General features: G+C 60.7%; 8 protein-coding genes and 1 pseudogene. 7 read left to right on the top strand and 2 right to left on the bottom strand.

Features of this window, described 5'->3' with window-relative positions; all coding sequences use genetic code 11:
- A partial coding sequence (locus tag AC3WG5_RS19055) for a phage protease (RefSeq protein ID WP_492570299.1) occupies positions 1–300 on the top strand: 300 nt, incomplete at its 5' end.
- Positions 301–346: 46 nt separating this feature from the next.
- Positions 347–514 carry a hypothetical protein gene (locus tag AC3WG5_RS19050; protein ID WP_492570301.1) on the top strand — a complete coding sequence of 56 codons (168 nt, stop codon included), beginning with the start codon at positions 347–349 and terminating at the stop codon, positions 512–514.
- On the opposite strand, the pseudogene AC3WG5_RS19045 reads toward AC3WG5_RS19050, so the two are convergent.
- Positions 444–605 (bottom strand): annotated as a pseudogene (locus tag AC3WG5_RS19045) (IS5/IS1182 family transposase); the annotation flags it as partial. The gene AC3WG5_RS19050 and the pseudogene AC3WG5_RS19045 overlap by 71 nt on opposite strands.
- Positions 606–720: 115 nt before the next feature.
- Between AC3WG5_RS19045 and AC3WG5_RS19040 the strand changes: the two are divergent.
- The 5 genes from AC3WG5_RS19040 to AC3WG5_RS19020 all read left to right on the top strand — a co-directional run bounded on the left by AC3WG5_RS19040 (position 721) and on the right by AC3WG5_RS19020 (position 4,232).
- Positions 721–1,137, top strand: coding sequence for a hypothetical protein (locus AC3WG5_RS19040; RefSeq protein ID WP_492570298.1), 417 nt, complete (start codon positions 721–723; stop codon positions 1,135–1,137).
- A 347-nt stretch (positions 1,138–1,484) separates the two neighbouring features.
- Entirely contained in the window at positions 1,485–1,697 is a 213-nt protein-coding gene (locus AC3WG5_RS19035) for a hypothetical protein (RefSeq protein WP_150105045.1), read from the top strand.
- 548 nt (positions 1,698–2,245) lie between these two features.
- Positions 2,246–2,704: a hypothetical protein gene (locus AC3WG5_RS19030; RefSeq protein WP_492570296.1), complete on the top strand. Its 459-nt coding sequence runs from the start codon at positions 2,246–2,248 to the stop codon at positions 2,702–2,704.
- Between the two features lie 233 nt (positions 2,705–2,937).
- Entirely contained in the window at positions 2,938–3,147 is a 210-nt protein-coding gene (locus AC3WG5_RS19025) for a hypothetical protein (protein ID WP_008953889.1), read from the top strand.
- 299 nt (positions 3,148–3,446) lie between these two features.
- Complete coding sequence (locus tag AC3WG5_RS19020) at positions 3,447–4,232, top strand: substrate-binding periplasmic protein (RefSeq protein ID WP_492570294.1); 786 nt, start codon at positions 3,447–3,449, stop codon at positions 4,230–4,232.
- A gap of 36 nt (positions 4,233–4,268) precedes the next feature.
- On the opposite strand, the gene AC3WG5_RS19015 is transcribed toward AC3WG5_RS19020, so the two are convergent.
- Entirely contained in the window at positions 4,269–5,513 is a 1,245-nt protein-coding gene (locus AC3WG5_RS19015) for a D-amino acid dehydrogenase (RefSeq protein WP_492570292.1), read from the bottom strand.
- Positions 5,514–5,662 lie beyond the last annotated feature (149 nt).

Here is a 5,662-nt window from a genome sequence, read left to right as displayed (position 1 = left end):
ATCTGGGGGCGGGTGGAGTGGCTGGCCGAGGCCGCCCAGGATATCGCCGGCCGTCGCTACCGCTACCTGTCGCCCGTGTTCGATTTCGACGCCACCGGCCGGATCGTGAAGCTGGTCTCGGTGGGGCTGACCAACGTACCCAACCTGTTTTTACGTGCGCTCTACTCAATGGAGGAACCCGGCGTGGACCTGAAACAACTGATTGAACTGCTCGGGCTGGATGCCGGTGCCGATGCCGATGCGGCACGCAGCGCGCCGCCAACACCCAGCAGGAACGCCAGGGTGGCGAGAACCCGCTGATTGCCAACGCCAAGGCTCGTGCGGCCGTCAAGTAAAGGAATCCTGAATGGCTACCGTGATGGAACAACTACTGCCGGGCATCGCCCTGGTGGAAGACCCGCGCCTGTCGCGTGAGATGGTCGATGTGGGACCGGATGCCCTGATGGCCGGCGCCCGTTGCCGGCTTTGGGATATACGGGTTCGATCACTGCTTCGAGCTGAACCCATGGCATGACCTGGTCCATTTCGGCCAAGAAGATCTCGCGGCGGGTCTGCTTCTTCTTGGCGGTCTGCTCCAGGTCGGAGAAGGACATTTGCTTGTGCATGGCTGAGCTCGGGTGAGATCGGATGTAACAATTTTACCGGGCGGAATGGGACTTGTTCAGACCATCCCTAGGTGGTTAATGCTCTCGCCACGTCAACAATGACATATACATATTCATGGCTTCTCAATTTTTCATATCGGTGGAAATAGCCTTCATAAGACTTGCTTTGAAAGCGATTTTTCCCCACCCCATGGATTTTCCTGCGGTCCTACCGATATTGAAGTGGGCTGGCCCCGATGTGCCGAACAGTAGGCAGGAAGCAGCAATTACCCGCCTAACGCTACTAGGTTGGGGGTATTTCTGGGGGTACTTTCCAAACTCCAACGGCCAAAATCCTTATAATTCCTTGTTGATAGCCTTGAATGTGAGTGACGCCGCCCCACCATCATCCGGACAAAAGCCAGTAACGACGCGGGTTTCCGCCGACTTGCTGGCTTTTTTCTTGCCTACTGTCACTGTAACGTTGCGCGAGTTTTGGCACTCTTTTGCGCGGTTTTGTCACAGCGTCGTCTCGCCGGTTTGTGCCAATTAGCGCGCCAAATGGCACTCCCGACACACGTTCTGCGAGATCACTCACCGGCCGCGTGAGCCTCCTTACCAAATGGCGCCATCCTCCGAGCCCTGCAGCCCCAGGATGGGAACCGTCGTTGTGATGACCCCCATGCTGACCGCCGGCTGCAATCGGGAGGCTCTCCCGCCACACCACAACCACCCCATGGCCACAACCCAGCCAACCTCCCCGCAAACGCAGATGTTCGAAATGTTACACAAAATAACTCAATTACGAACATATTTGTCGCAATTATTATGGTGCACCGCACAATTATCACCTATAATTTGCTTAGTAATTTAGAAACCACAGCAAGTCCAATCTCGAATATGAAATACATCATCTCTAGCCTTCTGTCTCTTTTCCAAAGTAACGATGTTCAACCACAGCCTGGTTTGCGTGTGAATTATGCGCCGTACGGCCATGTTGAGAAGTGTGATGGCACGGTCGTCGCATGTGACCATGCGCGCGGCGTGCTGGTTGCCTGGCCGCGCGGTGGTGCCGACTGGCTACCGAAGCACCTCCTGTCGGTCATCCACTAAGAAATTTTCGTATGTGAACAAACGGCCCACTACACAGTGGGCCGTTGTTGTTTCTGGAAGAGACGGCATAAATCAGTCATCCAGAGCGTGGACGAGGTTCCGGCCGCTGCCATCACGACCATCACGAACTCGGTTGAGCAGGCACCACCCTGGACCCTGGTCCACTCCTTGCTGTCGCCGTGATGGCGGCGCTGGCAATACCCGTGACCGTGGTGTTGTTGGGGGTGACGTTATTGCTCAATGGATAAATGGTGGCCGCCCGCGACGGATTGGCAAGCCTCACCCCGCCGGACAGCGAGACTGCGCCTGACAGTTCGGACGTGACCCGGAGGTTGTTCTGGAATGGCCCATGGTCATGACATCATCGTGTAGCAGCGCCCTTCCCGAGTTGACGGGGAAGATGAGCCAGGTTCTGCCATTTGCCTGCTTGAGAGCAGGATTTTTTTAGCTATCGTGAGGTTATACAGCAGAGCTCAGGCGGTCATGACCGGCCTGAACAAGTCCAGGCGGTGCCGCTCTTGCCCACCGCATGTAATAAGGAATTCGACGTGAAGACCCCACCGTCATTTCTCGTTATCCTGACCTTGATCTCGCTTGTCGCCTGTGGCGACTCTCCACCCGATGCGTCCTCACAATTCCAAGAGCGGAAAGTTGCCGAACTGGCCCGGCAGAAGGCTGAACAGGACAAAAAGAGAGAGCAAAAGCAGGCCGCCTACTTGCAGGTTGTACGAGACTCGCTAAAAGACCCCGACTCCGCCCAGTTCAGGGATTTGCAATGGTCCATTGACCATGAGCAGTATGGCGATTCGCTATGCGGCTGGGTCAATGCCAAAAATAGCTTGGGCTGGTACGTGGGCTTCCATCCCTTCGCCGTGACCGCCAAGCCCTTGAAAGGCTCACCGGAAGGACGGCTGATCCTGCCTACCGAAGCGGATGATTCACAAACCCAGAGAATCAATCTGGTGATGCTGGAACAGGCCGGTTGTGGCTTATCGCTCAACGTTTAACAGTGTCACAGCCCGCCCAGTTCATCCCGGCTCATCCCATCGCTATGGCCCTGCGCCATTACGCCTGCCACATCACGCAAGCTGGCCGACACCGCCCTTGTCCGGGCGGCGACCGCCGAGCGGCAATCCGCCTAATTGTCGCGAGTTTGAGTTACATCAAGCCCGGCCAATTCGGTATCAATCGCTGTTACCTATAGTTAAAAAACAATCAACAAGACCGTGGGTACACCGCCATGCCTGCAAACAACCTGCCGACCGTATTTGACAGTGATGATTTCATTCGCGCCTGGGCCGTCCAGCGCGGTAAACATGGGGGGTTAAAAGCGTTCATCTACCTGCACGACCCCACCGAGTGCGAACATCACAAAATGGCGGTGATCCATTACGACCGCCCCGGATACCCCGTCGAGAGGGTATTCAAGATTCCGAAGGCCCGGCTATAAGGTGGGCAATGGATGACCGCTGACGCCATCGTCCCGTTATCCACGATGGACTCCCGCCATCAATCCGGTTTTCGATGCCCATGAAATGACAGGCGGGTCTGCCCTGCGCGCATCCGCCCGAAGAAACACCCCCCATTGACGGCCATTTCTACTGGCATACCCCGTGACCGGCCACCGCCATTACGGGCAGAGGCGCCGGGACGGATTTCCGCCAGGTTGCCGGCTTGCTCTTGTCCGGCCGTGACGGACCGCCACACCTATACTCAACGCGTCAGCGAATCGGTTCAGGGAGGCCCATCGTGAAGTCTTGCGCCTGCCCCGCCTTGGCGGCCCTGCTGGTGACGCTGTCCTGCGATGCCGCCGAGAAGGTGGTGCTGTACGGGGACGACTCCTACCCTCCGTATGCCTACCTTGAGGATGGCCAGTTCAAAGGCGTCTATGTCGAGCTGCTGCAGGCGGCCGCCAGCAGGATGGCGGAGCGCTACCAGCTGGAACTGGTGCCGACGCCGTGGCGGCGGGGGCTGTCGATGCTGGAGAGCGGTGAGGCGTTCGCGCTGTTTCCGCCATACCGTCGCGCGGAGCGGACGTTTATCGACGTCTACTCGATCCCGCTCTACCGCGAGCGCGTGGTGGTGGTGTGCAACGACAGGACCATGAGCAAGCCTCGCCAGCGCTTCCCGCGCGATTTCGGCGACGTCACCATCGGCGTCAACGCCGGCTTCGCCCTCTCCGGGGTGCTGGTGGCCGCCCGCCAGAACCACACCGTGCGGATCGACGAGGCGAACGGCAACGCGGTGAACCTGCGCAAGCTCGCCCTGAACCGCATCGGCTGCTACGCCAACGACAGCCTGTCGATCCGTTACACGCTGAGGCGCATGAAGAACGATACCCCCCACTTTCCGGAGCTGGATGCACTCACGCTGCACGAGGTGGCGGAACTGTCGGGGGAAGAAGCCTACGTGGGCTTCAGCCGCCGCGCCTCCCCGCCGTTCAAGGCCGATTTCATCAAGCGGCTCGACGCCACCTTGCAGGGGTTGCAGCAGCAAGGCGAAGTCGACCGGATTCTCGCCAGGTATGGGTTTTAGCCCGAAAACCGCCTCTGCCCAACCCGAACAACCCGCTCACCCCATAAACGGGAAATCGATCGGTGGCTGCTGGCCGCCCATCAGGCTGCTGAGCGCGGCGGCCGAGCCGCACGCCATGGTCCAGCCCAGGGTGCCGTGACCGGTATTGACCCAGAGGTTGGGATAGCGCAAGCGGCCGATGAAGGGGACTGCGGACGGCGTGACGGGGCGCAGGCCGCTCCAGAATTCGGGATTACCTTGATCGTTGAGTTTCGGGAACAGCTCCCGGGTGCGGCGCACCAGCAGGTCGCAACGGATGGGGTTCGGGTCGTGATTGAAACCGGCGATCTCGGCGGTGCCCGCCACCCTCAAGCGGTTTCCCAGCCGGGAGAAGACGATCTTGTATTCATCGTCGATCAGGCTGACCGTGGGGGCAACACTCGATTCCGACAGGGCAAAGGTGGCCGAGTAGCCCTTGACCGGGTAAACCGGCAGGGAAATGCCCAGCGGGCGCAGCAGCGCCGGGCCGTAGCTCCCCAGCGCCACGACGTAGGCGTCGGCGACGTGGCGCTGCCCGTCGGCGGTCACCACCGCCGCGATCCTCCCTTGCTCCGTTTCGAGGCGGACAAGAGGTTGGCCGAAGGCAAACTGCACCCCGGCGCGCCGGCAGTGCTCCGCGAGCTGCCGGGTAAACTGGCGGGCGTCGCCCGACTCGTCGTCGGCGGCGAAATCGCCTCCCACCAGCCGATCGCCAAGGGGGGCCAGCGCCGGTTCGAGCTCGAGGCATTGCGCGGCGGAGACCGGGCGGCGTTCACAGCCGAATTCGCCGAGCAACCTGGCGGCCTGGATCCCTTTGGCGTATTCGGCGTGGTCGGTGTAGACGTGCAGGATGCCCCGCTCCAGCCGGTCGTACTGGAGTCCGGCCAACTCGCTGCCCAGCTGTTTCAGGCATTGCCGGCTGTAGAGCGCAAGCGCGACGACGTGCCGCATATTCTGCTTGTAGCGGTCGGCACGGCACTCGCGCAGGAAGCGTAGCGTCCAGCCCAGCAAGGCCGGGTCGGCGCGCAAGCGGAACAACAGCGGCGCATCCTCTTTCCCCAGCCAGCGCAGCGCTTTTAGCGGGGCATGAGGATTGGCCCACGGCTCCGCATGCGAGACCGAAATCTGGCCGCCGTTGGCAAAGCTGGTCTCCAGAGCCGGCTCGGGCTGGCGCTCGATCACGGTGACGTCATGGCCCTGCCGGGACAGGTACCAAGCGGACGTGACCCCGACGACGCCGGCCCCCAGGACGATAATTTTCATGACCCGCTCCTTATATCAATCCGCGTCCGACAGTGCCGGCCCCTCTGCGCGTCCGACCCCGGCCTGGGCCTGGGCCTCGGCCTCGATCTTGGCCAGGGCCGCCGCCGCACGCTGCAACGCCGGCAGCAACTGCAGCGCCTTGTCCGGCG

Source organism: Pseudogulbenkiania sp. FW507-F1 (assembly GCF_058781125.1).
The sequence above is the reverse complement of the archived record's forward strand: the minus strand, read 5'-3'. Positions and strand labels throughout refer to the sequence as shown.